Origin of the sequence: Vibrio sp. RM-69-4 (genome assembly GCF_024743775.1) — a bacterium.
In the GTDB taxonomy this organism is placed as follows: Bacteria; Pseudomonadota; Gammaproteobacteria; order Enterobacterales; family Vibrionaceae; genus Vibrio; species Vibrio anguillarum.
In genome coordinates, this window is the sequence record NZ_JAMQXI010000035.1 from 1 (window position 1) to 2,108 (window position 2,108).

At 42.6% G+C, this 2,108-nt stretch carries 1 protein-coding gene; it reads right to left on the bottom strand.

Translation table 11 applies throughout. The features are described 5' to 3' along the window. Window positions 1–608 precede the first annotated feature (608 nt). Window positions 609–1,100 carry an ATP-binding protein gene (locus NB504_RS04305; RefSeq protein WP_258428368.1) on the bottom strand — a complete coding sequence of 164 codons (492 nt, stop codon included), beginning with the start codon at window positions 1,098–1,100 and terminating at the stop codon, window positions 609–611. Window positions 1,101–2,108 lie beyond the last annotated feature (1,008 nt).

Sequence of the window (2,108 nt, forward strand, 5' to 3'; positions counted from 1 at the left end):
CCGAACTCAAAAAACACACTGTAAACTCTGAACTTCAATTTTGCACTAAAGCCGCCACGCGTTGGCAATCCCTCTTGAGCCGTTTGTTATGCAAATTCAATGAGATAAACAGAATTTACACGACCAAAAGCCACAATTGCAATGGTTGAGTGATTCAAGAATCAACCCAAGCAAGAACTGTGATAAATGAGCCGCCAAAACAAAGTCCACCTTTCAGCACCAAACCAAGCTTTTGTGTCAGGAAAACTCAACGAGCGAAACCTTCAGCAAGTACAAAATGCTCGATAAACTTGCCCTTTCCACACTTTGTGCCCACTGAATTTACAACGCGCCAACGCTAAAACTCATTGAGGCAAACAAAGAAATTTGCCTGTTTTACGGTTTGAGTTGACCACGAATTTTAGGGTGAAAAAGCTCATTTGCCGACAACACAAAACGAATGGCCGGAGAAATCTAAAAAGATTAACCCCCTAAATTTACCTGAGTTGCATAACGCCCGGCTAAGGGGTTGACAACGCACTGCCGAACTCAAAAAACACACCGTAAACACTGAACTTCAATTTTGCACTAAAGTCGCCACGCGTTGGCAATCCCTCTTGAGCCGTTTGTTATAAGCGTGGTTGAGTATCCCTATGAACCCAAACAACATTTTCATTCGACGCTGGTGTTTCAAACCAAGACCAGAACAATTTCAACATTTCAGGTGTAATTTCATACGATTTGCCATCCAAATCTGAATTACGTGAAAGTGCCCTTTGTTGGCATGTTTCGAAGGGAACATCAAGATAATGAACTTCACTCTCAACACCCACCTCTGATGCCCAACCAGTAAAAGTTTCTCGGTCAGCTTTGCGCCAAAAACCAAAATCGAAAATAACTGGGACACCAAGAGCAGAAAGCTGGCGAGCAGAGTCTTTGAATAAGTCTTGAAGCGTAGCCAAACGGCTATCGAAGACTTCACGCTCCATATGTTCACCATATAAAGGAATCATCCATTCATCGATGGAGAAACGAAAGGCTCCATGTTTATTTGCAAGCTCCTTAGAGTAGGTAGTTTTACCCGAACCAATAAAGCCACATACGAAATAGATTTTGGTCATAATTCCTCTTTAGCTTATAACGCCCGCTTAAGGGGCAGCCAACGCTACTACTAAGCTTCCGCATAACACCGTAATCACAAAAACCAACGCATAGTAAAAATGCCGCGCGTTGGCTGTCCCTCTTGAAGCGTTTGTTATGTTTAAGCTTCAATGACTTACGTTTTACCTAAACCAAAATTAACTCGGTTTTGACTGACAAACAAAAGCTAAAACCCAGAAAACTGAAACGACTCATAGTTTTGAAAAACAGACTTCGAATTTCGGCAATTCAAGCCCCAAAACCTGTGATCAAAATACTGATTGAGCCAGCCGAACCAACCTCGCGCTTACTCGAAAATCGACTGAGGCAATTCTCTGAATTTCCAGCGCCAAAGAATAAATGTCCAGAAAACAGCGCCAAACGAAGCCAATTTGCCGGCAAACACAAAACCAACAAGCCGAGGGAGCAAAGAAAAGATGCAACCAACTGATTTTGCGTGATTAAACATAACGCCCGGCTAAGGGGTTGACAACGCACAGCCGAACTTAAAAAACACACTGTAAACACTGAACTGCAATTTTGCACTAAAGTCGCCACGCGTTGGTAATCCCTCTTGAGCCGTTTGTTATGCAAATTCAATAAGATAAACTGACTTTACTCGATCAAAAGCCACAATTGCAATGGTTGAGTGATTCAAGAACCAACCCAAGCCAGAGCCGTGATAAATGAGCCGCCAAAACAAAGTCCACCTTTCAACAACAAACCAAGCTTTTGAATGCGACAAACTCAACAAGCAAGACTTTCAGCAAGTACAAAATGCTCGATCAACTTGCCCTTTCCACACTTTGCGCCAGCTGAATTGGCAGCAAGCCAACGCTAAAAATGATTGAGGCAAACCAAGAATGTTGTCTGTTTTACGGTTTGAGTTAACCACGAATCTGAGGGTGAAAAAGTTCATTTGCCGACAACACAAAACGAATAGCCGGAGAAATCCCAAAATATTGAGCCCCTAAATTCACCTGAGTTGC

Excerpts from the sequence above, each read along its gene's own strand:
- NB504_RS04305 (WP_258428368.1), bottom strand. The coding sequence starts at position 1,100 with ATGACCAAAATCTATTTCGTATGTGGCTTTATTGGTTCGGGTAAAACT.